The organism is Massilia sp. H6 (genome assembly GCF_024802625.1).
GTDB lineage: Bacteria > Pseudomonadota > Gammaproteobacteria > Burkholderiales > Burkholderiaceae_D > Telluria.
Window position 1 is genome coordinate 2,133,027 of record NZ_CP103371.1, and the last position, 24,853, is coordinate 2,157,879.

The window sequence follows — 24,853 nt, forward strand, 5'->3', positions numbered from 1 at the left end:
CAGTAGTGTGGAAAATGTCAACATACAGACGCGAGATTGTTCTCACCTCCGGACGGGCGCGCCCCGGGCGCGCTCTTTGGTAGGATGGCTGTCAAGCAAACAAGGAGAGCATGATGCATCACTGCCCGAGCTGCGGCCTGGCTCCACTGGTCCACGCCACCCGCGACATGGTCTACAGCTACAAGGGGAAGCACACCACCATCCCCGAAGTCATGGCCGACTGCTGTGCCGGCTGCAACGAGGTGATCTTCACGGTGGGCGAGTTGGAGCACTATGGCGACCTGATCCGCGCCTTCCGGCGCGGGGTGGATCGAGCCGGGCCGCGTGACATCCGCGCCATGCGCAAGGCGCTCGGACTCAGCCTGGGCAGGGCCGATGCGATGTTCGGTGAAGAAGAGGGTGGATTTGCCCGCTACGAGGCGGGGCAGGCGCAGGCGCCGGTGGCGCTGGTCAAGCTGCTGGAATTACTGGGACGGCACCCGCGCCTGCTCGATGAGCTGGCCTAGCCCGGGCGGGCAGGGCGCTAGCCCTGCCGAAGCAGCTCAGTCGATCGTGTGCGCCGCAAACTGCCCTGCAGCATCAAGCTCCAGCCAGCCACCGCGCAGGGGCTCGCTGTCGCGCTCCCAGTCCGGCAGTACATAGCGCAGCTTGCCGCCCACCGCATGCACGGCCGGCCGGTGCGTATGTCCGTGGACGATCACGTCCGCCCCGGTATCGGCAAACAGCGCCTCCACCGCGCTCGGTGTCACGTCCATGATCTCGTAGGCTTGCCCGGCCTGTGCTTCGCGGCTGCCTTCGCGCAGGCCGGCAATGATGCTCTTTCTCTGTGCCAGCGGCATGCCGAGAAAATGCTGCTGCCATGCGCGGTCGCGCACCTGGGCACGGAAGGCCATGTACTTGAGGTCGGCCGTGCACTGGGCGTCGCCGTGCACCAGCGCGATGCGCTTGCCGCCAAGTTCGATCACGTGCGGCTCGGCCAGCAGCTCCAGGCCGGCCGCTTCGGCCAGGCCCGGACCTACCAAAAAATCGCGGTTGCCGGCCAGCCAATAGACACTCACGCCCGCGGCGCTAACGGCGCGCAGCGCCGCGATGACGCTCTGGTGGAAAGGCTCGTCCAGATCGTCGTCGCCGGCCCAGTATTCGAAAATATCGCCGAGCAAATATAGCCTCTCGGCATGCACCGCGCGCTCGGCCAGGAAGCGGAAGAAAGCCTCGGCCGTGCGCGGATGCGCCGCCTGCAGGTGCAGGTCGGAGACGAACAGCGCCAGGGTGCGCGCGGGCGCGCGCACGGTGCGCATCAGATGACTTCGGCTTTTTCGATGATGATCGGGTCGACCGGCACGTCCGCGTGCATGCCAGTGCGGCTGGTCTTGACGGCATTCATCTGGTCGACGATGTCCTGGCCTTCGGTGACCTTGCCGAATACGGCATAACCCCAGCCGTCCTGGCCCGGATAGTTCAGGAAGGCATTGTCCTTGGTGTTGATGAAGAACTGGGCCGATGCCGAGTGCGGGGCCGAAGTGCGGGCCATGGCGACGGTGTACTTGTCGTTCTTCAGGCCGTTCTTGCCCTCGTTCTCGACGGTGGCATCGGTGTCTTTCTGCTTCATGCCCGGCTCGAAACCGCCGCCCTGGACCATGAAGTCCTTGATCACGCGGTGGAAGATGGTGTTGCTGAAGTGGCCCTTGTTGACATAGTCAATGAAATTGGCGACCGTCTTCGGCGCTTTTTCCGCGTCCAGTTCGATGGTGATGTTGCCCATGTTGGTAGTCATGCGTACGCTGGTCATCGATGATCCTTTTAGTGGTTGTTGTTTAAGGGGTGCAAGAACGGAATGCGCCTCCACAGCGCGCTATTTTACAAGCTTGTCGCCCTTGAGGACGCTCACCGACTGAATGTGGATCGGGATCACCGGCACGTTCTGCATGCCCTTGACGTCGTCCACCAATACCATCTTGATCTTGTCGACGACGTCCTGGCCTTTCACGACCTTGCCGAACACGGTATAGCCCGAGCCTTTGTAGTTCGGAAAATCGATGCCGGAATTGTCGGCCACGTTGATGAAGAACTGCGAGGTCGCCGAATCGGGATGGTCTTCGCGCGCCATGGCCACCGTATACGGCTGGTTCGACAGGCCATTGCTTGATTCGTTCTTGACTGGCTTGTTGGTCTTGCGACCCTCGAATTTTTCGTTCATGCCGCCGGCCTGGATCATGAAGCCTTCGATCACGCGGTGGAAGATCGTGCCCTTGTAGAAGCCTTGCTTGACGTACTGCATGAAGTTGTCCACGGTCCTGGGCGCCCGGTCCTGGTCGAGCTGAAGGACAATCTCGCCCTTCGAGGTCTTGATCGACACTTGCGGGCCGTTGACGGGTGCAGCGGCAGTCTCGACGTTCGCCAGGGCAGGCGCGTCGGCCCAGGCCGCACCGGCGAGCAGCAGGGCGCCGGAGCCGAGCGCGAGGCGGCGCAGAAGGACAGTGCGGAAGGATCTGGTCATCGGCGGGACTCTCCTGGAGTGGGCATCGCGCAAGGCGATGTCAAGTCTTTTACGGAAAAATAAAGCTGAACCATATGCGGACAGCCGGGATTTTAACAATGCTATACTTTGCGCAGAACGTCCCATTCTATCAAAGAAGAACAACACCAAGGGTCCAGGCGATCTCGACGCAATCCCGCCGTGCCGGCACACGCCTAGCAAGCGTTCGTGCCGCTACCGCATTGCCCGATCCCTCCCCTTGTTAGAACACATCCATGAGCCAACTCAAGATCTACAACACGCTCGCGCGTGACAAGCAGGTATTTGTCCCGATAGAACCCGGCAAGGTCGGCATGTATGTGTGCGGCATGACCGTCTACGACTACTGCCATATCGGGCACGCGCGGATGATGATGGCCTTCGACGTCATCTATCGCTGGCTGATGGTGTCGGGCTACCAGGTCACCTATGTCCGCAACATTACCGACATCGACGACAAGATCATCAAGCGCGCGGTCGAGAATGGCGAGAGCATCAAGCAGCTGGTCGACCGCAACGTTGCCTACATGGACGAGGACATCGCCGCACTCAACATGCTGCCGCCGAGCGTCGTGCCGCGCGCCACCGACTACGTGCCGCAGATGCTGTCGATCATCGAGCAGCTCGAAGCCAAGGGGCTGGCCTACCGGGGTGATGATGGCGACGTCAACTATGCGGTGCGCGGCTTCCAGGGTTATGGCAAGCTCTCCGGCAAGTCGCTCGACGACCTGCGCGCCGGCGAGCGCGTCGACGTCAACAGCGGCAAGCGCGATCCGCTCGACTTCGTGCTATGGAAGGCCGCCAAGGATGCCGAGCCGCTGGACGCCAAATGGCATTCCAAATGGGGTCAGGGCCGTCCGGGCTGGCATATCGAATGCTCGGCCATGTCCTGCGCCACGCTCGGCGAGCATTTCGACATCCACGGTGGCGGCGCCGACCTGCAGTTCCCGCACCACGAGAACGAAATCGCCCAGTCCGAAGGCGCCTTCGGCGGCGACATGGTCAACTACTGGATCCACAACGGCTTCGTGCGCGTGGACAACGAAAAAATGTCCAAATCGCTGGGCAATTTCTTCACCATCCGCGACGTGCTCAAGCAATACGATGCCGAAGTCATCCGCTTCTTCATCCTGCGCGCGCACTACCGCAGCCCGCTGAACTATTCCGATGCCCATATCGACGACGCCAGGGGCGCCCTCAATCGCCTGTACACGGCGCTGTCGATGGTCGAGCTCGGAAGTGAAATCCCCGCGGTCAACTGGGACGAAGCCCACGCGCTGCGCTTTCGCGAAGCCATGGACGACGACTTCAATACCGCGCTGGCAGTGGCCGAGCTGTTCGACCTGGCCGGCGAAGTCAACCGCACCAAGTCGGTCGACGCCGCGCGCCAGCTCAAGGCCTTGGGCGGTGTGCTGGGACTGCTCGAGCGTTCGCCGCAGGCTTACCTGCAAGGCGGCAGCAAGGGTGGCGACGACGCCGGCGTCGCCGACGCCATCGCGCGCCGCAGCGCGGCCAAGGCGGCCCGCGACTTTGCGCAGGCCGATGCCATTCGCGCCGAACTGACCGCCGCCGGGATCATCCTGGAAGACAAGCCGGACGGAACGACGACCTGGCGCCGCGCATAATGGCTGCCGACCAGGACAAGCCGGTGGCGGCCCCGGAGCTGGTGACCGAGCCGCGGGTAGAGCGGCGCGGCGACCCGCTGGGCGAAGCGCAAGTGCCCGCCTACTGGGCCGAAGCGAAGGCCGCGCTGATGGCGCGCGACCGCATCATGAACAAGCTCATTCCGCAATTCGGCGACCTGCACCTGCGCGGCCATCCCGACCCGTTCACCACGCTGGCGCGCTCGATCGTCGGCCAGCAGGTCACGGTCAAGGCCGCCGACCTGGCCTGGGGCAAGCTGCTGGCGATCTGCCCCAAGCTGTCGCCGGCGCAGGTGCTCAAGGCCGGCGCGCCAGAGCTGGCCGGTTGTGGTTTGTCCAAGCGCAAGACCGAGTACATCCTCGATCTGGCCGACCATTTCAAGGCCAAGCGCGTGCATGCCGACCAGTGGTCCGAGATGGACGACGAGGCCGTCATCGCCGAACTGGTCCAGATCCGTGGCATCAGCCGCTGGACAGCAGAGATGTTTTTGATCTTTAATCTGCTCCGGCCCAATGTCCTGCCACTCGACGACGCTGGCCTGATCCAGGGCATCAGCCAGAACTATTTTTCCGGCGAGCCGGTCTCGCGCAGCGACGCGCGCGAGGTGGCGGCCAACTGGGAACCGTATCGCACGGTCGCGACCTGGTACCTGTGGCGTAGCCTGGACCCGGTTTAGGCATTCCTCGGCTGGCAGGGGTACGGTAAAATAGCGCCCGCAACGTGGCCTGTGCAGGGCAGGGTCCCAAGCGTGCCGTAGCAAAGAAACCGCTGCGGCCACGAAATAATCCGGAGGTACAATGACTAAAACAACTTTCCTTAATTTCGAGCAGCCTATTGCCGAGCTCGATTCCAAGATTGAAGAGCTGCGCTTCGTGCAAGACGATTCCGCGGTCGACATTTCCGAAGAAATCGACCGCCTGGCCAAGAAAAGCCAGCAGCTGACCAAGGATATCTACGCCAAGCTGACCCCCTGGCAGGTGTCGCAGATTGCCCGTCACCCGCAGCGTCCCTACACCATGGACTACGTGAACGAGATCTTCACCGACTTCCACGAGCTGCATGGCGACCGCAGTTTCGCCGACGACCAGTCGATCATCGGCGGCCTGGCCCGTTTCAACGGCCAGGCCTGCATGGTCATCGGCCACCAGAAGGGGCGCGACACCAAGGAACGCGCGCTGCGCAATTTCGGCATGCCCAAGCCAGAAGGCTACCGTAAGGCGATGCGCCTGATGAAGGTCGCCGAGAAGTTCGGCCTGCCGATCTTTACCTTCGTGGATACCCCCGGCGCCTTCCCCGGCATCGACGCCGAAGAGCGCGGCCAGTCCGAAGCGATCGGCCACAACCTGTACGTCATGGCCGAACTGAAAGTGCCGCTGATCGCCACCATCATCGGTGAAGGCGGTTCCGGCGGCGCACTGGCCATTGCCGTGGGCGACGCGGTGCTGATGCTGCAATACGCGACCTATTCGGTGATTTCCCCGGAAGGCTGCGCGTCGATCCTGTGGAAGACCTCCGAGCGCGCCTCCGACGCCGCCGACGCCCTGGGCCTGACCGCGCATCGCCTGAAAGCCATGGGCCTGATCGACAAGATCGTCAGCGAGCCGCTGGGCGGCGCGCACCGCGATCCGAAAGGCATGGCGCAGATGCTCAAGCGCGCGCTGGCCGACACGCTGCGCCAGTTCACCGGCGTCAAGACCAAGGACCTGCTGGAAGCCCGTCACCAGAAACTGATGAGCTACGGCAAGTTCAAGGAAACATTGCCGAGCGAAGAGTAAGTGGGCTTATCTTGAGCCGCACCCGGGCCGGCCAGGTGCCGGCAGCCTTTGCCCAGGCCATGAACGGCCTGTGCAGCGCTTACGCTCCGGCATCCATTGCCATCGCCTGCAGTGGCGGCCTCGACTCGATGGCGCTGCTGCGGCTGGCGCACGACTGGGCGCGTGACCAGGACATTGCGCTGCATGCCCTCCATGTCCACCACGGACTGAGCCCGAACGCCGATGCCTGGCTGGCGCACTGCGCGCAAGCCTGCGCGGCGCTGGGCATAGCTTTTGACCACCGCCGGGTGGACGTGGTCAAAGGCCGGGATGGCCTCGAGTCAGCTGCGCGCACGCTGCGCTACCGGGCACTGGGCGAGATGTGCCGGCGACACGGCGTGTCCCTGCTGCTTACCGCCCACCACCTCGACGACCAGGCCGAAACCGTGCTGCTGCAACTGCTGCGCGGCTCGGGCCCGGCCGGCCTGTCCGGCATGGATAACGCCAACCATGCGCCCGAGCTGCTGGGCGACCCTGGCCTGGTCATGGCGCGCCCGCTGCTGCCGGTGGCGCGCGCCGCGCTCGAAGCGTATGCGCAGGCGGAACACCTGGCATGGGTAGAAGACGAATCCAACAGCGATCCGCGCTATGCGCGCAATGCCCTGCGTCACACGGTGATGCCGGCGCTGGGCGCCGCCTTTCCCGGCTTCCAGCAGCGCCTGGCGCGCGGCGCGGCGCACGTCCAGGCGGCCCAGCGCATGCTCGACGAGCTGGCGGCGCAAGACCTGGCGCATTGCCGCGATGGCGAGACGGTCGACCTGGCACGCCTGCAATTGCTCAGTCGCGAACGGGTCGACAACCTGCTGCGCCACCTGTTCGCGCTGCGCGGCCTGGCCATGCCATCGACGGCCTGGTTGGCCGAGATGGTGTCGCAGCTGTTTTCCGCGCGCGAAGATGCCCAGATCAAGGTCACGCACCCGGCCTGCCATATCCGCCGCCATCGCGGCAAGCTGCACCTGACGCCGCGCTTGCCCGACCTTGCTGGCATGCGCGACCCGGACGATGAAGGCGTGATCGAGAAACTGGGCCAGGAGTTTCGCTGGACGGGCGAGCCGTCGCTGGCTTTTCCTGCCTATGGCGGGGTGCTGCATTTCGATGCCGCGCCGGCAGGCCTGGATGCCCTTTGGCTGCGCGCCCAGCCCCTGACGATCGATTTCCGCAAGGGTGGCGAGCGCCTCAAGCTGGCGCCGAATCGCCCGACGCGCGGCCTGAAAGCGCATTTCCAGTCGCTTGGCGTGCCGGCCTGGGAGCGCGAGCGCGCGCCGGTCGTCAGCGCCGGGCGCGCGCTCTTGTTCGCCGCCGGCATCGGCATGGATTGCCATCACCTGGGCGCGGAGCAGGGCGGCGGCATCGTGCTGCGCTGGGTGGCGGACGCGCGCTAGTTCCTGCACCCGGCAGGCATACCTATATTTTCTTTTCGTATAGCATTTTTGAATGCCCTGCCTTGTGATACTGCGCTGCAGCATGCTAGAGTGAGGGTCGCTTTCTGGTCTTCTTATTGATCCTTCTACATGCTGGAACCCTCCTGATATGGCTTTAATTGTCCACAAATACGGCGGGACGTCGATGGGCTCGACGGACCGTATCAAGAATGTCGCCGCGCGCGTGGCCAAGTGGCACGACGCCGGCTACCAGATCGTGGTCGTGCCGTCGGCGATGTCCGGCGAAACCAACCGCCTGATCGGACTGGCCAAGGAAATCATGGCCCAACCCGATCCGCGCGAGCTCGACATGATTGCCTCGACTGGAGAGCAGGTCTCGGTCGGCCTGCTGGCGATGGCGCTGCTGGCGATCGGCAAGGATGCGGTGTCCTACACCGGCTGGCAGGCTGGCATCCGCACCGACTCATCGTTCACCAAGGCGCGCATCCAGTCGATCGACGACACCCGCGTGCGCGGTGACCTCGCCGCTGGCAAAATCGTGATCATCACGGGCTTCCAGGGCATGGACGACGATGGCAATATCTCGACCCTCGGCCGCGGCGGCTCGGATACCTCGGCGGTGGCGATCGCCGCTGCGCTCAAGGCCGACGAATGCCTGATCTATACCGATGTCGACGGCGTGTACACGACCGATCCGCGGGTGGTGGACGAGGCGCGCCGCCTGTCCAAGATCACCTTCGAGGAAATGCTCGAACTGGCCTCGCTGGGCTCGAAAGTGCTGCAGACGCGCTCGGTCGAATTTGCCGGTAACTACCAGGTCCCGACGCGCGTGCTGTCGTCGCTGACCGATCCCCTGATGCCGCTGGACGAAGAAGCCAAGTCCGGCACCCTGATTTCGTTTGAGGAAGAAAGCAATATGGAACAAGCCGTTATCTCCGGTATCGCCTTCAATCGCGATGAAGCCAAGATCACCGTCCTGGGCGTGCCCGACAAGCCGGGCGTCGCCTTCCATATCCTTGGCCCTATTGCCGAGGCCAATATCGAAGTGGACATGATCATCCAAAACCAGTCAGTCGACGGCAAGACCGACTTTACCTTTACCGTATCGCGCAACGACTACGTGCAGGCGATGAGCGTGCTGGAAGGCCAGCGCGAGGCGCTGGGCGCGGCCAAGGTGCTGGGCGACGCCAAGGTGTCGAAGGTGTCGGCTGTCGGCGTGGGCATGCGCAGTCACGTCGGCGTGGCGTCGCAGATGTTCCGCACGCTGTCGGAAGAGGGCATCAATATCGCGATGATCTCGACCTCGGAGATCAAGATCTCGGTACTGATCGACGAGAAATACATGGAGCTGGCCGTGCGCGCGCTGCACAAGGCATTCAACCTCGAGCAGGCGTAATTATTTTCAGAAATTTTGCCGTGCAATCTTGACCAATCCGGGTCCAGACCTTAAGATGCCTGCACTCAGCGCTGACTGCGAAGTTGGTCCTGACTGGAGACGTGGCCGAGTGGCCGAAGGCACATCCCTGCTAAGGATGCATACGGCTTATACCTGTATCGTGGGTTCGAATCCCACCGTCTCCGCCAAGTTTGATGAAAAAAGCCACCGCAAGGTGGCTTTTTTCTTTCCGCCTCTGCCAACTGCTCGCTTGGTGTCCGCCAGCGTCGCCACCTCCGTTACCACCTGATAACTTGCGCAGGCGCAATCTTCACCCCCGCTCTTTGTCTAAACTTTCTTGCAGCCGATAGTTTATCGGATACATCCTAGACAATGGCTGACCCATGCTCGATCAGGAACCTCTCCAGCGCGTTGCCATCCCTTGCCGTCAGCACCGTGCCTGCCACCGTCAGCAGGGGGCCATTGCCGTCATGGCGGCCGGCTGCCTGCTGCTGATGCTTGCCGTGTGCGGTATCGCTCTCGACATCGCCCAGGTCTACAATCGGAACATGGAACTGCAGTCGCTGGCCGACGCCGCCGCGCTGGCGGCGGCGAGCCAGCTTGACGGCACCCAGCAGGGTGTTTCCAACGCGCTGGACAAGGCGCGCGATGTTGTCGAAGAAGGAAGCAAGACGCTGCGCGTGAAATATGGCGCCACCAAGGTGAACTGGAATGACGCTGCGATTTCGTTCGGCAGGTCTGCGGCCACAGATGCCGAATGGTCCGATGCAGCCAGCGCAGCGCAGGCTGCCGCGGGCATGCTGTACGCGCGGGTCGATACCCGGCCCCTGGGCGACGGGTACGGGCTCGTCAGTACTGTATTCATGCACGTGCTGGCGCCGCAGTCCGGCAACGCGGTGCTGTCGGCGCGTTCGGTCGCGGGGCGCTCGTCGGTGAACGTCACCCCGCTCGCGGTGTGCGCCATGTCGCCGACTGACCGCGAAGGACGCAGCAATCCCGCCAACGGCAGCACGCCGGCCAATGTCGAGCTGGTCGAATTCGGCTTTCGGCGCGGCGTCAGCTACGACCTGATGCAGCTCAATTCGAACGGCACCACGCCGGCCCATTTCATCGTCGATCCAGTGACGCCGCCTGGCGTGCTCGGCTCTGCTGCGCATGTCACGACCAGTGCCGTCGCGCCGTTTGTGTGCAGCGGCACGATGGCAGTTGGGGAACTTACCAGTGGCAACGTCACGGTAGTTCGCAACTTTCCCCTCGACGAACTTCATGGGGCGCTGAACTCGCGGTTCGGCGACTACTCGAGCGGACTGTGCACCGCCAATGGCGCACCGCCCGACTTCAATGTCAGGCCCTACCAGTATTCCAGCGGTGTCAGCTGGATGAGCACGCCGCGCAGCGGGCAGGCTGCCCAGTCCTTTTCTGGAAATGGCAAGCTGCAGACGATCGCCGACCCGAGTCCGCCGCCGGTTGCCGCCACTGCCGCCGCGTATGGCCCCTTGTGGGCCTATGCCCGGGCCGTTCCGTTCTCGGCATACAGGGCCGGGGTGCCGGAACCGGCGAGCGGCTACACGCCGTTTGCAACCAACACCTGGCCCGCCCTGTACGGTCCGGGCAAGCCGGTTGCCTCGGGCTATCCGAGCGGCAGTGGGACGCCTTACACGTCCTATGGCGGAAGTTTTTTCATGGCGGCCCCGATGGCGTCGCGGCCGGGCGTGCGGCAGCGCAGGGTGCTCAATGTCCTGCTGCTGCGCTGTCCAGTGGTTGGCGCCGGCCTGGGGCAGGCCACGGTGGCAGGAATCGGGCGCTTCTTCATGACGGTGCCGGCAACGACAACCACGCTTGTCGCGGAATTCGCTGGGCTGGCTTCCGAATCGGTGCTGGGCAGGCATGTGGAGCTATACAGATGAGCAAACTGTGCAATTGGCGACGGCGGCATCGAGAAGCGGGGGTGGCAGCCGTCGAACTGGCCCTGTTCATGCCCATGTTGGTTGTCTTGTTCGCGGCGCCCCTATTTTTCGGTCGCGTCTTCCTGCACTACAGCATGGCCCAGAAAGCTGCGCACGATGCAGTGCGCTTCCTGGCCACCGCACCACGGCGCGATATCATGTGGTACACGGTCGAAGGCAACGAAATAGGATCCGCAGCGCTGGCGCGCGCCATTGCCCGCGCCGAGTTGGGCGAGGCGAACACCGGCCGCGCACGGCCTGTTATCGACGTCTTTTGCGACGGCGAGACCTGTGCCGGAAATTCGATCCCCAGCAGGGTTCAGGTCATCGTAACGATGCGCATGGCCGATGTTCTGTTCGACGGACTCACCGGTGCCTATGCTGGCGATGCTGGGCTCGCAATCCGCGCAGATGTGACGATGGCCTATGCCGGCAAATAAGCGCTACGGGGTGCCGCCAGGACCGACGAAGCGCCAGTCAGGCGTGGCAGCGGTCGAATTCGCGCTGGTCGCGGTGCTGTTCTTCACCTTCGTGTTTGGTATCGTCGAAGTCGCCCGGGCAATGTATGTGTTCAATACCCTGCAGGAAGTGACCCGGCGCGCCGCGCGCGACGCGGCCAACACCGACTTTCGCGACGCCGCCGCGCTGGCGCTGGTGCGGCAACGGGCAGTGTTCCGCACGGCGCCGGGTGCCTTGCTGCTGGCCGATCCGGTCAGCGATGCCTACATCCGGATCGACTACCTTGCGATCCAGCGCGGCCTGGAGGGCAGCCAGACCATGCTGCCGATTGCCGACGCGAATCTGCCGGCATCCGCGGCCGAGAATCGGCGCCTGTGCCTGGCCGACCCGAACGACGCCCAATGCATCCGGCTGGTCCGGGTCCGGGTTTGCATGCCCGGCGAGGACGGCTGCGCGCGTGCGCAGTTCCGGACCATGCTTGCCTTCGTCGAATTGCCCCTGTCTTTACACAGTGCGACCACCATCGTCGCGGCTGAATCGCTGGGCGAGATTCCCGGCGCCCCGTAGGCAGGCCTGGTCACGCGCGCCGCCGCTGCCCGCCAGCCTTGCGTCCCGGATAGGACAGGATAGTCACGGTGATGCCCACGATCGACACGAGTCCGGTGTTCAAAACTCGGTAAGTCTGCATTGGAAACGTGCGTATCTGGTACAGTTCGCTGTGGGCGGCGCACATGGCGCAACCCCTGACCATGACGGACGTTTATGCCTGCTGCCCCCTTGCCACCGGACGAACTTGACCGGCTGTCGCTGCTCGACGCACTCGACCTGCTCGATACCCCCCCCGAACCCGTATTCGACCGCGTCACCCGTCTGGCGAGCCACATGCTCGGGGTGCCGATGGCGCTGTTTTCGCTGGTCGACGCCGACCGCCAGTGGTTCAAGTCGCGCGTCGGGCTGGACGTCGTGCAGACCCCGCGCGAGCACGCCTTTTGCGCGCACGCGATTGGCATGTCCGAGCCGCTGGTCGTGACCGATGCGCAGCACGACGAGCGCTTCAGCGGCAACCCGCTGGTCGATGGCGCGCCCCATATTCGCTTCTACGCCGGGGTGCCGATCCGCACCAGTGCCGGGCTGGCGATCGGCACGCTGTGCGCGCTTGACACCCGGCCGCGCGAACTGAGCCCCGCAGAAGCCGAGATACTGGAAGACCTGGCCGCGATCCTGACGAAAGAAGTGCAGTATCGCGAGCGCCTGACGCTGGCGCGCGACCAGCTGCGGCGCTCGAACGATGTGCTGGGCGCAAGCGACGCGCGCTTTCGCACCATCTTCGATATCGCCAGCGTCGGAATCGCGCTGGTGGCGCCAGGCGGCGGCTGGATCCGGGTCAACGCAGCGCTGTGCGACATCGTCGGCTATTCCGAAGAAGAACTGCTCGGCCGCACCTACAAGGACATCACCCACCCGGATGACCTCGCGCTGGATGTGGCCCTGCTGCAGTCGATGCATCGCGGCGAGATCAACCAGTATCAGCTCGAGAAGCGCTACATCCGCAAGGACGGGAGCGCGGTCTGGGTCAACCTGAACGTGTCGCCCAAGCGCAACGAGCAGGGCGACATCGAATACCATGTCGCCCTGATCAAGGATATCGAAGCGCGGAAACGGGCGCAGGAAGGCATTGCGGCGCTCAACGCCGACCTCGAGCGCCGCGTGGCCGAACGCACCGCCGAGCTGCAGCAAGCCAATCAACAATTGCTCGATGCCGCAGAACGCGAGCGCATCGTGCAAGCAGAACTGCGCGCACGCGAAGCCGAGATCCGTAGCGTCGTCGAGAACGCCAACGACGCCTATATCGGGATGGACGAGGCAGGCGTCGTCACCGCCTGGAACCGCCAGGCCGAGAAAACCTTCGGCTGGTCGTCTGGCGAGGCGCTCGGCCAGCCCCTGGAACACTTGATCATTCCGCTCGACTTCCACGAGCGCCACCGCAACGGCATGCGGCGCTACCTGGAAACCGGCGTGGCCACGATCGTCGACCAGCGCCTCGAGCTGCCGGCCCGGCGGCGCGACGGCAGCACGCTGACGGTCGAGGTGCGTATCCGCGCGCTCGACGTCAATGGTCGCATCATGTTCAGCGCCTTCCTGCACGACATCACGCAGCGCAAGCAGGAGCAGGCCCAGCGCGAGTACGAAAGCCGGCACGACATCCTGACCGGCTTGCTGAACCGGCGCGCGCTGATGGAAGCGGTGCCGCTGGCGCAGGCACGTTCCAGCCGCAGCGGCAAGACCGTCGGCATGCTCTTCATCGACCTCGACGGCTTCAAGGCAGTCAACGATTCGCATGGCCACGAAGCGGGCGATACCTTGTTGCGGGTGATTGCCGAGCGGCTGCGGCAAGGCGTGCGCAAGACCGACAGCGTATTTCGGCTCTCCGGCGACGAATTCACGGTGCTGCTCGAAGAAATGGCTGACACCTTCGACGATGCCCACGCCGTGGCCGAGAAGCTTATCGCGAGCATCTCCGAGCCGGTGGAACTGCCGGGCCGCGCGGTGCGCGTGCGCGCCAGCGTCGGCATCGCCCTCGACTTCTCCGGCTCGGTGCGCACTCCGGACGAGCTGCTCAAAGAGGCCGACAACTTCATGTACCAGGCCAAGAAGGCCGGGCGCGGACGCGTGTGCTCGGCCAAGCGAGCCTGCTGACGGTGCAAGGCATCGGCCTGCAATCTGGCCAGAAGCGTGGCGCGCACGTGCGTATCATGCGGGGTGGGTAGGCCGGCCTCTTATTTTGGTCGTATCGCGTAAATATCGCTCACAAGCCCAGCCTTTTGGGCTATATTTTTGATAAGTATCAAATCACGGCAGCATCTTGGCAGCAGCAGGGAGCTTGGGCAGGCACAGCACGATTCCATCGGTCCGCATTCCATCGGGATGACACATGCGATACGGTGTTCTGGCAGAACCAGCAGATCTCGCGAAGCACCCCCCCACCCGGCGACAGCTGCGCACTGTCCTAGGCGTCCTCGTTTTCCTCGCAGTGGTGTTCGGCATGCTGGCGCCGTTTGCCAGCATGCCGCTGCCATCGGCTCCCGCATTCGTACCGATCTTCCAGTCGATGCTCATCAGCAGCAACGTGTTGATCGGCATCCTGCTGCTCGGCCATGTACACACCAGCCGCTCCTGGTCGCTCGGCATCCTGACGCTGGGCTATCTGTTCACGGCGCTGATGGCGCTGGCGCACATGCTGACCTATCCTGGCCTGTTCTCGGCTGGTGGCGTGCTGGGTGGGAACGGCCAGACCACGCCGTGGCTGTTCGTGTTCTGGCATGCGCTGTTCCCGCTGTTCGTGCTGGCCTACACCGGCAACTACCGGCGTCCGCTGCCGCCGCATTTCATCCGGGTCGGGCTGCTGCTCGCCACGCTGTTCGTGGCCTTGCTGGTGCTGGCCTGCACCGCCGGCGTGCGCTACCTGCCGGCGCTGGTGGCGGCTGGCCAGTACCTCGATACCCAGCGCTGGGTCGGGCTGGCGATCCTGGGCTTGCCGCTGCTGGCCCTGTGGAAGCTTGGTACCAAGCAGCCGCGCGCGGTACTCGACGCCTGGCTGATCGTGGCCATGACCGCCTGGGTCTTCGAGATTTTGCTGACCTGCGTGCTCAACAGCGGGAGCTACGACCTGGGTTATTACGCGGGCCGGCTGTATGGCCTGGCGGCCTCGCTGTTCGTTCTCGGCGCGGTCGCCATCGATAACATTGCGCTGCACGCGCGCCTGCGCGATACCTTCGAAGAGATGATCGAAACGCGCGCCCGGGCCCAATGGCAAAGCCTGCTCGGTTCGGTGCTGCAGCAGTTGCCCGACGGGGTCGTGATCGTCGATGCGGGCGGCCGCTGCATGATGGCGAACGACCAGGCTACGCGCATCGCCGCGCGCTTCGCCCACGCCAGCAAGGGCGGCCTGGGCAGGGAGCACGGTCCCGAGGCCATGCTGGCGCTGATCGGCGAGCCGGTGCGGCGGGCCATCGACGGGGTGCCGTTTCGCGGGGCGATGTTGGAGAGCGTCGGCGAGGACGGTCGCCGCATGTTTACGGTCAGCGGAGCGCCTCTGCGCGAGGGCGCCTCCGAGCTGGCGGCGGCCGTGATCGTTCTTGATGACATCACCGAACGCAGCGCAGCCAGCGTGGCGCTGGCGCGGGCGCTCGACCAGGCCAGGTACCTGATCGAGAACACACCGCTGGCGGTCATCGAATGGGACCGCGATTTCGTCATCCGCCTGTGGAACCGGCGCGCCGAGGAGCTGTTCGGCTGGAGCGCGGCGCAAGCGATAGGCCAGCGCATCGACGGCCTGCCGGTGATCCACGAAGACGATGCCGGCAAGGTGGCAATGACGATGGGGCGCCTGATCGACTCGGCTGCGAAATACGTCAAGTCGAGCAACCGCAACCGCACCCGCGATGGCCGCACCTTGCGCTGCGAGTGGTACAACTCGGTGCTCTACGACGAGCAGGGCGAAATCGACAAGGTGTTCTCGCTGGTGCTGGACGTGAGCGAGCGCGAGGAGGCGATGGACCGGCTGACCGAAGCCGACCGCCGCAAGGACGTGTATATCGCGACGCTGGCGCACGAACTGCGCAACCCGCTGGCGCCGATCGCCAACGCGGCCTCGCTGCTGCGCTCCAAGCAACTGGCGCCCGAACGCATCGAATGGATCGCCGCCATGATCGGCCGCCAGACGGCACAGATGTCGCGCCTGCTGGACGACTTGCTGGACGTGTCGCGCATTAGTCGCGGCAAGATCGAATTGCGGCGCGCGCCGCTCGAACTGGGGCGGCTGGTACGCGAAACCCTGCAAAGCAGCATGCCGCTGGTCGAAGCCGGCCGCCACCAGGTGGCGCTGGAGGTGTGCGAGGAGCCGCTCTGGGTCGATGGCGACGCGATGCGCCTGACCCAGGTGCTGGCCAATTTGATCAACAACGCCGCCAAGTACACGCCACCGGCCGGCCAGATCGAGATCAGCCTGACGCGCGAGGGCAGCGAGGCGCAGGTGCAGGTGCGCGACAACGGCATCGGTATCGAGCCCGAGATGCTGGGGCGGGTATTCGGCGCTTTCGTGCAGGTCAGCAGCGCCAGCCACCTGGCCCAGGGTGGGCTCGGGATCGGTTTATCGCTGGCCAAGGGACTGGTGGAGCTGCAGGGCGGGAGCATCGAGGCCTACAGCGCCGGACCGGGCCGGGGATCGAGCTTCACCGTGCGCCTGGCGCTGGTCGCGCGTCCGGAAGCGCCGGGCACGGTGGCTGCCGCCGGCAGCGCCATCGCCAAGCTGTGCAAGACCATCCTGATCGCCGACGACAATGTCGACGCGGCCGATTCGCTGGCGTGGTTGCTGCGCTCGGAAGGCGCAACGGTGGAGGTCGTGCATGACGGCGCCAGCGCACTACGGATGTACAACGAACGCCCGGCCGACATCGCGGTGCTCGACCTGGGCATGCCGGAAATGGACGGGCTGGAAGTGGCGGCGGTGCTGTCGCACCGTTCGCCGCGTCCCTATATGGTGGCGGTCACCGGACGCGGGCGCCAGGAAGACCGCGCCGCTTCGCTGGCGGCCGGGTTCGACGAGCATTTCACCAAGCCGCTCGCCCCGCAAGAACTGATCGACCTGCTGCGCAGGCTGTAGTGCGCAAGGCCAGGATCACTGCTGGCGGCTTTTCTCTTCTTTCTTGACCTTTTTGGCTTCCTTTTTTTCCTTCATGGTCTTGGCAGGTTCTTTCTTGGTGGTTTTCTTTGCATCCTGGCTTTTACTCATTGCATGACTCCGGTGAATTATTCAAACAAGGGACGATCTCTCTGGTGCACTGAATATACAGGAAGGCGCGCATGCTGGAAGGCCCTTTAGGGGTGCCGCCGCAGCCTTAATGCATGGGGTTTTTTACAACACTGGCATCTTGATAAATTGCAAGCCTGTAAAGTGACTGTTAGTATTCTTCAGCATATTGACAAGGAGCTAAGCGATGGAGATGCTCTCCCGCCTGTTCGGACCCCGCCGCAGGAAAAACCAGGAAGAGATCGCCGCGCGCGCCGCCCAGATCATCGGCCATGTGCTGTTCGACGTGGGCGTGGACCGCTTCTTCAATGGTACCGTCCAACTCGACCGCCAGTTCCGCCTGCGCTTCTACGCCGCGCCGCCGCACGCATCGAGCGAGACCCTGGTCAGTATCGCCGTGCACGAACTCGACGAGGCGCGCATGTTTCGCCATCATGTCGCCGGTACCCGGCTCGACAGCGCGGCCGTGGGCCGTCATACGCCCTTTCTGGCCGATGGCCTGATGCGCGAAATGCGCGCCCGTTCGCCTGCCTTGCGCGCGCTGCCGGCGGCGCGCAGCAGCAAGGCCTGGCCACTAGTCGCCGGCTGATCGGTGCGGTGCGCGCCGCCTTGCGAAGCGGCGCTATGCTTGTTACCTGGGGCCCATCCGGGCCTGGGTTCACCGACCAAGAAAGCAAAGCGCCATGGTGCCAGCGATCCGCCCCGTCTCTCACTGCCGATTGGCATCCGGGAGCACCGCATGAGCATTCGCAATCTGGCGCACCTGTTCGCTCCTGGCTCGGTGGCGCTGATCGGGGCGTCCGCGCGCTCTGGCAGCCTGGGCGCGACCGTGCTCGAGAACTTGCTCGCCGGCGGCTTCAAGGGCGACATCTGGCCGGTCAATCCCCACTACCAGGAACTGGGCGGGCGGCGCTGTTATGCCAGCGTGGCGGCGTTGCCGCAGGCTCCTGCGCTGGCCGTGATCTGCACGCCGGCGCCGACCATTCCGGCCATCGTGCGCCAGCTGGGCGAACGCGGCATCCGCGCGGCGGTGGTGCTTAGCTCAGGCTTGCGCGATGGGCGCGACGAGCGCGGCCGCAGCCTGCGCCAGGCGATGCTCGATGCCGCCCATCCCTATCTGCTGCGCTTGCTGGGACCGGACAGTGCCGGCCTGCTGGTGCCCGGACTCGGCCTGCATGCCAGCGCTGCCCCCAGTGGCGCGCTGCCCGGGCGCATTGCCTTTGTATCGCAGTCGGGCGCCTTGATGTCCGGGGTGCTGGACTGGGCGCGCACCCGCGGGATCGGCTTTTCGCATTTCATCGCGCTGGGCGAAGCTGCCGACGTCGACCTGGGCGACGTACTCGATTACCTGGCTGGCGACGGCGCCACCAGCGCCATACTGCTGTACGTGCAAGACCTGCGCTATGCGCGCAAGTTCATGTCGGCCGCGCGCTCGGCTGCGCGCAGCAAGCCGGTGCTGGTGCTCAAGGCGGGCCGTGCCGACGGCGGCGCCGCTGCCGCCGCCAGCGAAAGCGGCGCACTGGCGCAGCCCGACGACGTGTTCGATGCCGCGATCCGGCGTGCCGGCATGCTGCGCGTGTTCACCACCGAACAGCTGTTCTCGGCAGCCGAGACGCTTGCCTACGCGCGCGCGCTGCACGGCGAACGGCTGGCCATCGTCAGCAACGGCGCCGGCCCCGGCGTGCTGGCGCGCGATGCACTGGCCCACGGCGGCGGGGTCGAGGCGCAACTGTCCGAATCGTCGAGCGGGCGCCTGGAGGCCTTGCTGGGACGGGGCTGGCGGCGCGCGAACCTGGTTACGCTCGGCGCCGGCGCGCTGCCCGCGCACTACCGCGAGAGCATGGAAATCCTGCTGCAAGACCCGCAGGTCGATGCGGTGCTGGTGATCCATTCGCCTAGCGCCACGGTGGCCAGCCGCGCCGTCGCCGAGGCGATCGCGCCACTGGTGGAGAGCGCCTCGAAGACCATCTTGTCGTGCTGGCTCGGCGGAGCCTCGATGCTGGAGGCGCGCGCGCTCGCTTCCAGCGCCCGCCTGCCGGCTTACCGCACGCCCGAGGATGCGGTGGCCGGCTTCATGCAGCTGGTGCACTACCGGCGCAACCAGAACCTGCTCATGCAAGTTCCGCCCTCGATGGCGGGCACGGTGGCGCCCGACCGCGCGGCGGCGCGCGCGCTGGTACGCGAGGCCCTGGCCAGGGGCCGCACCTTGCTGTCCGATCCGGAAACCAAGGCCATCTTGCGCACCTACGGGCTGGCGGTGGTCGAAACCCGCGCGGCGCTCGACGTCGACGAGGCGGTACAGGCGGCCCAGAACATTGGTTATCCGGTGGCAGTCAAGATCATCACGCCGGACGTGATGCACAAGTCGGATTTTGGCGGCGTGACGCTCGACCTGGACAGCGCCCAGGGGGTGCGGGCGGCCGCGGCGCGCATGCGGCGGCGCCTGGGCGAACTGTTCCCGCAGGCGCGCTTTGACGGCTATTCGGTGCAGGCCATGGTCCGGCGCAGCAATGCGCACGAGCTGATCGCGGGAGCGGCGCTCGATCCGGTCTTTGGCCCGGTGATCGTGTTCGGGCAGGGCGGCGTGACGGTAGAAGTGGCCGACGACCACTCGGTCGGCCTGCCGCCGCTGAACCTGGTGCTGGCGCGCGACCTGGTCGGGCGTACCCGCGTGGCGCGCCTGCTGGCGGGCTACCGCAACCGGCCGGCGGTGAACATGGACGCGCTGCTGGCGGCGCTGGTGCAGGTCTCGCGCATGGTGTCGGACATTCCAGAGATCGTCGAGCTCGACCTGAACCCCTTGCTGGCCGACGCCAACGGCGCGGTGGTACTCGATGCGCGCATGCGCCTGGCGCTGGCCGGCCGTTCCGGCAGCACGCTGGACCGGCTGGCGATCCGGCCCTATCCGCGCGAGCTCGAAGAAACCGTGGCGTGGAACGGCGCCCCGCTGCTGCTGCGGCCGATCCGTCCCGAAGATGGCCCGGCGCACCTGGCCTTTTTCGATGCGCTCACGCCGGACGACGTGCGCTACCGGATGTTCGTACGCATCCGCGAGCTGCAGCCTTCGCAGCTGGCGCGCTTCACCCAGATCGACTACGACCGCGAAATGGCTTTTATCGCGACCCGGCGCAACGCCGACGGCGTGGCCGAAACGCTGGCGGTGGGCAGGGTGGTGGCAGACCCCGACAACATCACGGCCGAATTCGCCGTCACCGTGCGCTCCGACCTGAAGGGCATGGGGCTGGGCAAGATGATGATGGAAAAGCTGATCGCCTACTGCCGTTCGCGCGGCACCCGCGAGATCGTGGGCGAGGCGCTGCCGCAAAATTCACGGATCACGGGGATGGTGAAAAAGCTGGGCTTTACGGTCAGCTCGACGGGGCTTGAAGGCATGCGCGAAATGAAGCTGGTGTTGTAGCGCGGGCGCCGCACATTTCACCGCCTGAAACGCACATCTTCCGTGACTACCGGGGCGCTTGCCTTGGGCTTCTTGGGTTTTTTCGGTTTTTTTACGATCTGTCCGCCCGCTTGCGTGACCGGAACCCGGTGATCCGGCACGAATCCATTTTCTTCGACGCGTTCCAGGGTCTGGCGCGTCAGTGCCTCGATCGCGGCCAGTTGCTCGACTTCGTCAGCGCACACCAGCGACACCGCCTCGCCCGATGCGCCGGCGCGGCCGGTGCGGCCGGTGCGGTGCACGTAATCCTCGGCCACGATCGGCAGGTCGACGTTGACCACCACCGGCAGGTGGTCGATATCGAGTCCGCGCGCGGCCACGTCGGTGGCCACCAGCACCCGTACGTCGCCGGCCTTGAAGCGCTCCAGCGCGCGCAGGCGGGCCGGCTGCGGCTTGTCGCCGTGGATCGAGTCGGCCGAAATGCGCTTGCTATCGAGCAGCGCAACCAGTTCGTCGACGCCCTTGCGGGTCTTGCAAAAGGCCAGCACCTGGGGCCAGTCGTGTCGCTCTAGCAGGTGCAGGAACAACTCGGACTTGCGCTTCTTGTCCACCGTCACCAGCCACTGCTTGATTGCCTTGACGGTCGAATTGCGCGGCGCTGCCTCGATCCGCACCGGCTCGCGCAGCAAGCGGTTGGCCATGGCGCGGATCTGGTCCGAAAAAGTGGCCGAGAACAGCAGGGTCTGGCGCTTTTTCGGCAGCGCGGCGAACACCTGGTCGAGCTCGCGCGAAAAGCCCAGGTCGAGCATGCGGTCGGCCTCGTCGAGCACCAGGGTCTCTACCAGCTGCAAGCCGAGCGCGTTCTGGCGATGCAGGTCGAGCAGGCGGCCCGGGGTGGCCACCAGCACGTCCACACCTTTGCGCAAATTCATCATCTGCGGATTGATGCTGACCCCGCCATAGGCGACCATGGTGCGTAGCGCCAGGCCGGCACCATAGGTACGAAAGCTCTCATGCACCTGTTCGGCCAGCTCGCGAGTTGGCACCAGCACCAGCACGCGCGCGGCATTGCTGCCCACCGGCGTAGTTTTTCGGGCCAGGCGCTGTAGCAGCGGCAGCGCGAAACTGGCGGTCTTTCCGGTTCCGGTCTGGGCGGCGGCCATTACGTCCTTGCCGGCCAGGACCGCGGGGATCGCCTGTTCCTGCACGGTGGTCGGGGTGGTGTAGTCGAGCGAGGCGAGGGTCTGAACGATCTGGTCGTTCAGGCCGAGGGAAGCAAACGGCATGGAATCGGTAGGGGAATAAATGAACAGCCGCTAGTGTCTCACATCGGGACACCGCGGCGGCGGCAGTTCGGCCGCACGGTGCCTGGCCGCTTAGCCGGTGACGACGCGTGACAGCTCGACAATGGGCTTGGCGGGCTCGCGTTGGTCCTTGCAGCCAGCAAGGGCCAGGCAGGCGAGGGCAAGGGCGGCGGCAAGCAAATGGCGCGAATGCATGGCGGATCCTCCAGTGGAAGAACCATCATACGCCGATTCAAGCCGATTCGCGCCGGAGAGGCCGATGGGGTGGTTTTTTTGGAAACCGTTTCGTAGCGACGCTGGCTCAGAACCGATACGAGACGCTGGCGCGCAGCACCGGATAAACCTTGAAGTCCGACGCTTCCCCGGCCAGGCGCACTTCTTCCAGGGCCACGTCGCGCGCCAGCTGGGTGCAGATGGCATTCGAGGTGACGCAGCCGAACGGGGTCAGGTTGACGTTAGCCTTGCCCTGGTAAAACGCGCCAAGGTCAGCGCTGAAGTTCCAGCGCTGGTTCGGGTTCAAGGCATTGCCCCAGCCGATCCCGAGGTAGGGCGCGGCGCGGCGGAAAGTCACGTCGCCTTCGAGGGTGCCGATGTCGCTGCCGCCATAGCGCACGCCATTGAAGGTGAATACACCGTCCACCGACGGCCGTCCGGTCGCTTTGAAGCGGCTGCCGTTGTACATGATGCCGCCGGTCAGGCGAAAATTGCCCTGCGGGCGCAGGTACCAGTCGAACAGCACGTCGAAGGTCTGCAGCTTGCCGTCCAGGTGGTAGTCGACCAGGCCGGAGCGTTGGTCGAAGCTGTGCTTGAAGTAGTTGACGCCAAAGCGACCGTTGAGCCTGGTCTCCATCGGAACCACCACATGCAAGCCTGCGCCCGTGCTGCCGATGTCGGCGCTCAAGGCGACGTTGACCTGGGCCTGGGCAGAGGCGCCGGCCACCAGGGCGGCAAGTGCGACGACGGAATGTTTCAGGGACATGCGATCAACCTTTCAGTAGCTTTTTTCAATGCCTGTTGGCGTGGAGCATTGTAGCCGCAGAGCAAGGTTTCGCGCGAGCGCGGCGAGTGACGGTGAGTCCGTTACGCAACAGCGGGCCAGGGCCGGAAAGTGCCGCCGATGCGCAGCGTGCAAGCGTTGCCGAATGGGAAGGCGATGCGGGTGTGTTCGCTGCCGTACATCCATCGGGTCTTGCCAATGGTAACTTCATCACATCAACTCGTTGAAAGGCATCCATGAAATCCCTGCTCCTGTGCGCCGCCCTCGCGGCCGCGTCCTTCCCGGTACTGGCCCAGCCCAATATCACCATCAATATTGGCCAGCCCGACTTCTACGGACGTCTCGATCCGGGCAACTACGGCCCTCCCCAGGTACTGTACGCCCAGCCTATCATCGTCGAGCGCCAGCACCGCGCCAACCTGCAGCCGGTCTACCTGCGGGTGCCGCCGGGCCACAGCAAGAACTGGAAAAAGCATTGCCGCAAATACGGTGCCTGCGGCCAGCCTGTGATGTTCGTGCAGGACCGCTGGTATTCGGAAGTGTACGCGCCACGTTGGCGCGAAACCCATGGCCGGCACGAGCGTGGCGACGACCGGTACGATGACCGCGACGAAGATCGTGGCCACGGCAAGCGCCACGGCAAGGGCCATGACAAGGGTTACGACAAGGGTCACGGCAAGGGCCACGACAAGGGTCACGGCAAGGGTCACGGCAAGGGTCACGGCAAGGGCCACGGCAAGAACGACGATTAAGCGCGCCCGGCGCTGGCTGCAGCGGCCTGGACGCTAATGCCGCGCAAACGGTGTAAGATTGTCACATCGCCCATGTGCTGGCATTGCCGGACGGGCGCCATGAAGGAGCGTGCCGTGCGTAGCGATATCGTGATCGTGGGTGGTGGGGCAGGTGGGCTTGAGCTGGCCTGCAAGCTGGGCCGGAAACTCGGGCCGGCGAAGGTGACCTTGGTCGATAGTCGGCTCTATCATATCTGGAAGCCGTCGCTGCACGAAGTCGCGGCCGGCACCCTCGACATCCACCAAGAAGGCATGTCTTACCAAATGCTGGCGCATGACAATGGCTTCAGTTTCGTGTTAGGGCCATTGAGGGCGCTCGACGCCAGCGCGAAGGCGATCACGGTCGGGGCCGTCGTCGGCGCCGCCGATGACGACGAAGTCCTGCCCGAGCGGCGCCTGGTCTATGGGGCGCTGGTGCTGGCGATCGGCAGCACGTCGAATTACTTCGGGGTGCCCGGCGCGCGCGAACATACCATTTCCCTGAACGCTACCGAAGACGCCGAGCGCTTCCGCCTGCGCATGCTGCGCCTGATGCTGGCCGCGGAGCAAGACCACGAGCAACACGAAGAGCAGGGCGAAGCTGGCCAGGGCGCCGGCCTGGACGTGGTCATCATCGGCGGCGGCGCCACCGGCGTCGAACTGGCAGCAGAACTGCGCGAAGCATCCGGGGCCTATGTCACCTATGGTTTCGACCAGCTCGACGTGCGGCGCGACGTGCGCATCACGATCCTCGAAGGTGCGCCGCGCGTGCTGGCGCCACTGCCCGAGAAGGTATCCGAGGCCGCCACCCGTCTGCTCGAACAGCGCGCAATCCGGGTGGTTGCCAACTGCCGCGTCACGGCAATCGAGAAAGACCGCGTCATCGACGAGCAAGGCAATATCTATCCGTCGAACCTGTGCGTATGGGCGGCCGGCATCCGCGCGCCCGAGCTGCTCGAGACGCTCGGCCTGCCGCTGGTCAAGGGGGGGCAGGTCGAGGTCGATGCCCATCTGCGCGTGCGGGGCATGCCGGATATTTTCGCGCTCGGCGATTGCGCCGCCTGTACCGACGCCAATGGCACCGTGGTGCCGCCGCGTGCCCAGGCCGCGCACCAGCAGGCCGATTATCTGGCGACGGCGTTCCTGCGCCAGTCCAGGGGCGAAGCGCCCCGCGCCGGGGCCTACGAATACCGCGACTATGGTTCGCTGGTGTCAGTAGGCCGCAGCACCAGCGTTGGTAGCCTGATGGGTTCGTTGCGGGGCGCGAGCTGGTTCGTGCAGGGCACGATGGCGCGCCTGATGTATGCCAGTCTTCACCTGATGCACCACCGCGCAGTGCTTGGCACGATGCGCACCGGTGTGCTGGCGCTGGCGCGCTTCCTGGTTCGGCGCGCGCGGCCACTGGTCAAGCTGCACTGAA

Annotated in this window: 21 protein-coding genes and 1 tRNA gene; 16 read left to right on the plus strand and 6 right to left on the minus strand. The window is 65.0% G+C overall.

The window, feature by feature from the left end:
• The first annotated feature begins 110 nt into the window (after nt 1–110).
• Complete coding sequence (locus NRS07_RS09580) at nt 111–506, plus strand: type II toxin-antitoxin system MqsA family antitoxin (protein WP_259205829.1); 396 nt, start codon at nt 111–113, stop codon at nt 504–506.
• A gap of 36 nt (nt 507–542) precedes the next feature.
• On the opposite strand, the gene NRS07_RS09585 is transcribed toward NRS07_RS09580, so the two are convergent.
• The 3 genes from NRS07_RS09585 to NRS07_RS09595 all read right to left on the minus strand — a co-directional run bounded on the left by NRS07_RS09585 (nt 543) and on the right by NRS07_RS09595 (nt 2,497).
• Nucleotides 543–1,298, minus strand: a complete 756-nt coding sequence (locus tag NRS07_RS09585; RefSeq protein WP_259205830.1) for a UDP-2,3-diacylglucosamine diphosphatase — start codon at nt 1,296–1,298, stop codon at nt 543–545.
• Entirely contained in the window at nt 1,298–1,789 is a 492-nt protein-coding gene (locus tag NRS07_RS09590; RefSeq protein ID WP_259205831.1) for a peptidylprolyl isomerase, read from the minus strand. Before NRS07_RS09590 ends, NRS07_RS09585 begins: the two co-directional genes overlap by 1 nt.
• Before the next feature lie 63 nt (nt 1,790–1,852).
• Nucleotides 1,853–2,497: a peptidylprolyl isomerase gene (locus NRS07_RS09595; protein WP_259205832.1), complete on the minus strand. Its 645-nt coding sequence runs from the start codon at nt 2,495–2,497 to the stop codon at nt 1,853–1,855.
• 254 nt (nt 2,498–2,751) lie between these two features.
• Here NRS07_RS09595 and cysS point away from each other — a divergent pair, with 254 nt between their 5' ends.
• From cysS to NRS07_RS09660, 13 genes are all read left to right on the plus strand, one after another.
• A complete protein-coding gene (gene cysS, locus NRS07_RS09600; protein WP_259205833.1) occupies nt 2,752–4,140 on the plus strand; it encodes a cysteine--tRNA ligase in 1,389 nt (462 codons plus the stop codon).
• Nucleotides 4,140–4,835, plus strand: coding sequence for a DNA-3-methyladenine glycosylase (locus NRS07_RS09605; protein ID WP_259205834.1), 696 nt, complete (start codon nt 4,140–4,142; stop codon nt 4,833–4,835). The genes cysS and NRS07_RS09605 overlap by 1 nt, the downstream gene beginning before the upstream one ends.
• Before the next feature lie 121 nt (nt 4,836–4,956).
• The gene (locus NRS07_RS09610) at nt 4,957–5,934 is read left to right on the plus strand and encodes an acetyl-CoA carboxylase carboxyltransferase subunit alpha (RefSeq protein WP_259205835.1); all 978 of its coding nucleotides are present in this window, start codon (nt 4,957–4,959) and stop codon (nt 5,932–5,934) included.
• An 11-nt stretch (nt 5,935–5,945) separates the two neighbouring features.
• Nucleotides 5,946–7,355, plus strand: coding sequence for a tRNA lysidine(34) synthetase TilS (tilS, locus tag NRS07_RS09615; protein ID WP_373889819.1), 1,410 nt, complete (start codon nt 5,946–5,948; stop codon nt 7,353–7,355).
• Nucleotides 7,356–7,503: 148 nt separating this feature from the next.
• Nucleotides 7,504–8,751, plus strand: a complete 1,248-nt coding sequence (locus tag NRS07_RS09620; protein ID WP_259205836.1) for an aspartate kinase — start codon at nt 7,504–7,506, stop codon at nt 8,749–8,751.
• Between the two features lie 95 nt (nt 8,752–8,846).
• A tRNA-Ser gene (locus NRS07_RS09625) sits at nt 8,847–8,939 on the plus strand.
• Between the two features lie 195 nt (nt 8,940–9,134).
• Nucleotides 9,135–10,658: a pilus assembly protein TadG-related protein gene (locus NRS07_RS09630; RefSeq protein WP_259205837.1), complete on the plus strand. Its 1,524-nt coding sequence runs from the start codon at nt 9,135–9,137 to the stop codon at nt 10,656–10,658.
• On the plus strand, nt 10,655–11,137 hold the full coding sequence (locus tag NRS07_RS09635; protein ID WP_259205838.1) for a TadE/TadG family type IV pilus assembly protein: 483 nt from the start codon (nt 10,655–10,657) through the stop codon (nt 11,135–11,137). The genes NRS07_RS09630 and NRS07_RS09635 overlap by 4 nt, the downstream gene beginning before the upstream one ends.
• Nucleotides 11,124–11,723, plus strand: coding sequence for a TadE/TadG family type IV pilus assembly protein (locus tag NRS07_RS09640; protein WP_259205840.1), 600 nt, complete (start codon nt 11,124–11,126; stop codon nt 11,721–11,723). The genes NRS07_RS09635 and NRS07_RS09640 overlap by 14 nt, the downstream gene beginning before the upstream one ends.
• A 195-nt stretch (nt 11,724–11,918) precedes the next feature.
• Nucleotides 11,919–13,853, plus strand: a complete 1,935-nt coding sequence (locus tag NRS07_RS09645; protein ID WP_259205841.1) for a PAS domain S-box protein — start codon at nt 11,919–11,921, stop codon at nt 13,851–13,853.
• Nucleotides 13,854–14,199: 346 nt separating this feature from the next.
• Nucleotides 14,200–16,818 (plus strand): ATP-binding protein, encoded by a 2,619-nt coding sequence (locus NRS07_RS09650; RefSeq protein WP_259205843.1) that lies wholly within the window; start codon nt 14,200–14,202, stop codon nt 16,816–16,818.
• Nucleotides 16,819–17,152: 334 nt separating this feature from the next.
• Nucleotides 17,153–17,554 carry a hypothetical protein gene (locus tag NRS07_RS09655; RefSeq protein ID WP_259205844.1) on the plus strand — a complete coding sequence of 134 codons (402 nt, stop codon included), beginning with the start codon at nt 17,153–17,155 and terminating at the stop codon, nt 17,552–17,554.
• 150 nt (nt 17,555–17,704) lie between these two features.
• Entirely contained in the window at nt 17,705–20,383 is a 2,679-nt protein-coding gene (locus NRS07_RS09660) for a bifunctional acetate--CoA ligase family protein/GNAT family N-acetyltransferase (protein WP_259205845.1), read from the plus strand.
• Nucleotides 20,384–20,400: 17 nt separating this feature from the next.
• Here the strand turns inward: NRS07_RS09660 and NRS07_RS09665 are convergent, their stop codons facing one another.
• The 3 genes from NRS07_RS09665 to NRS07_RS09675 form a co-directional block, all read right to left on the minus strand.
• Nucleotides 20,401–21,648 carry a DEAD/DEAH box helicase gene (locus tag NRS07_RS09665; RefSeq protein WP_259205846.1) on the minus strand — a complete coding sequence of 416 codons (1,248 nt, stop codon included), beginning with the start codon at nt 21,646–21,648 and terminating at the stop codon, nt 20,401–20,403.
• A gap of 90 nt (nt 21,649–21,738) precedes the next feature.
• Nucleotides 21,739–21,861, minus strand: a complete 123-nt coding sequence (locus NRS07_RS09670; protein ID WP_259205847.1) for a hypothetical protein — start codon at nt 21,859–21,861, stop codon at nt 21,739–21,741.
• Between the two features lie 106 nt (nt 21,862–21,967).
• The gene (locus NRS07_RS09675) at nt 21,968–22,645 is read right to left on the minus strand and encodes a hypothetical protein (protein WP_259205848.1); all 678 of its coding nucleotides are present in this window, start codon (nt 22,643–22,645) and stop codon (nt 21,968–21,970) included.
• Between the two features lie 254 nt (nt 22,646–22,899).
• On the opposite strand from NRS07_RS09675, the gene NRS07_RS09680 reads away from it, so the two are divergent.
• A complete protein-coding gene (locus tag NRS07_RS09680) occupies nt 22,900–23,415 on the plus strand; it encodes a hypothetical protein (RefSeq protein ID WP_259205849.1) in 516 nt (171 codons plus the stop codon).
• Nucleotides 23,416–23,514: 99 nt separating this feature from the next.
• Nucleotides 23,515–24,852: an NAD(P)/FAD-dependent oxidoreductase gene (locus NRS07_RS09685; protein WP_259205850.1), complete on the plus strand. Its 1,338-nt coding sequence runs from the start codon at nt 23,515–23,517 to the stop codon at nt 24,850–24,852.
• Nucleotide 24,853 lies beyond the last annotated feature (1 nt).

Bases quoted from the DNA above. Each gene is read 5' to 3' on its own strand.
- NRS07_RS09580 (WP_259205829.1), top strand. From the start codon at position 111: ATGATGCATCACTGCCCGAGCTGCGGCCTGGCTCCACTGGTCCACGCC.
- NRS07_RS09585 (WP_259205830.1), bottom strand. From the start codon at position 1,298: ATGCGCACCGTGCGCGCGCCCGCGCGCACCCTGGCGCTGTTCGTCTCC.
- NRS07_RS09590 (WP_259205831.1), bottom strand. From the start codon at position 1,789: ATGACCAGCGTACGCATGACTACCAACATGGGCAACATCACCATCGAA.
- NRS07_RS09595 (WP_259205832.1), bottom strand. From the start codon at position 2,497: ATGACCAGATCCTTCCGCACTGTCCTTCTGCGCCGCCTCGCGCTCGGC.
- cysS (WP_259205833.1), top strand. From the start codon at position 2,752: ATGAGCCAACTCAAGATCTACAACACGCTCGCGCGTGACAAGCAGGTA.
- NRS07_RS09605 (WP_259205834.1), top strand. From the start codon at position 4,140: ATGGCTGCCGACCAGGACAAGCCGGTGGCGGCCCCGGAGCTGGTGACC.
- NRS07_RS09610 (WP_259205835.1), top strand. From the start codon at position 4,957: ATGACTAAAACAACTTTCCTTAATTTCGAGCAGCCTATTGCCGAGCTC.
- NRS07_RS09620 (WP_259205836.1), top strand. From the start codon at position 7,504: ATGGCTTTAATTGTCCACAAATACGGCGGGACGTCGATGGGCTCGACG.
- NRS07_RS09630 (WP_259205837.1), top strand. From the start codon at position 9,135: ATGCTCGATCAGGAACCTCTCCAGCGCGTTGCCATCCCTTGCCGTCAG.
- NRS07_RS09635 (WP_259205838.1), top strand. From the start codon at position 10,655: ATGAGCAAACTGTGCAATTGGCGACGGCGGCATCGAGAAGCGGGGGTG.
- NRS07_RS09640 (WP_259205840.1), top strand. From the start codon at position 11,124: ATGCCGGCAAATAAGCGCTACGGGGTGCCGCCAGGACCGACGAAGCGC.
- NRS07_RS09645 (WP_259205841.1), top strand. From the start codon at position 11,919: ATGCCTGCTGCCCCCTTGCCACCGGACGAACTTGACCGGCTGTCGCTG.
- NRS07_RS09650 (WP_259205843.1), top strand. From the start codon at position 14,200: ATGCTGGCGCCGTTTGCCAGCATGCCGCTGCCATCGGCTCCCGCATTC.
- NRS07_RS09655 (WP_259205844.1), top strand. From the start codon at position 17,153: ATGGAGATGCTCTCCCGCCTGTTCGGACCCCGCCGCAGGAAAAACCAG.
- NRS07_RS09660 (WP_259205845.1), top strand. From the start codon at position 17,705: ATGAGCATTCGCAATCTGGCGCACCTGTTCGCTCCTGGCTCGGTGGCG.
- NRS07_RS09665 (WP_259205846.1), bottom strand. From the start codon at position 21,648: ATGCCGTTTGCTTCCCTCGGCCTGAACGACCAGATCGTTCAGACCCTC.
- NRS07_RS09670 (WP_259205847.1), bottom strand. From the start codon at position 21,861: ATGCATTCGCGCCATTTGCTTGCCGCCGCCCTTGCCCTCGCCTGCCTG.
- NRS07_RS09675 (WP_259205848.1), bottom strand. From the start codon at position 22,645: ATGTCCCTGAAACATTCCGTCGTCGCACTTGCCGCCCTGGTGGCCGGC.
- NRS07_RS09680 (WP_259205849.1), top strand. From the start codon at position 22,900: ATGAAATCCCTGCTCCTGTGCGCCGCCCTCGCGGCCGCGTCCTTCCCG.
- NRS07_RS09685 (WP_259205850.1), top strand. From the start codon at position 23,515: ATGAAGGAGCGTGCCGTGCGTAGCGATATCGTGATCGTGGGTGGTGGG.